Origin of the sequence: Streptococcus oralis (genome assembly GCF_004127215.1) — a bacterium.
GTDB classification, from domain to species: domain Bacteria; phylum Bacillota; class Bacilli; order Lactobacillales; family Streptococcaceae; genus Streptococcus; species Streptococcus oralis_BD.
In genome coordinates, this window is record NZ_QEWJ01000082.1 from 1 (window position 1) to 436 (window position 436).

Here is a 436-nt window from a genome sequence, read left to right on the forward strand (position 1 = left end):
GTTTACCAGCATTCCATGATACAAATACACTTTATGGACAAGAAATTTATGAAAAATATGGATTAGCTGAAATGGAAGTTACAGACCAAATTTTTAGAAGTGAACATTCAAAAGTGTTTGATCAAGCTGAAAATAGAATGCATACAATTAAAGCAGTAATGGCAGCAACATTGGGGAGTTAATCACTAAATGGAACGATATGAATATGATGTGTCTGATGATATAAGTGTCATGTACAGACACCTCATATTGATATTAAAGGAGAAATGAATATGAACGAATCAGGAGATAACAAACTCAGTAAATCTTCTTTAATTGGACTAGTTATAGGATCCAGGATTGTTGGCTGTGCGTTCAATATAATGTCTGATTTTAGCGGTAAAGCCGGTGGATTAGCCATTATTATTGGTTGGATTATTACAGCTATAGGAATGAT

Annotated in this window: 1 pseudogene; it reads left to right on the forward strand. The window is 33.3% G+C overall.

What is annotated here, in order from left to right:
- Positions 1-182: pseudogene (locus DF216_RS10490) on the forward strand (ornithine carbamoyltransferase); the annotation flags it as partial.
- Positions 183-436 lie beyond the last annotated feature (254 nt).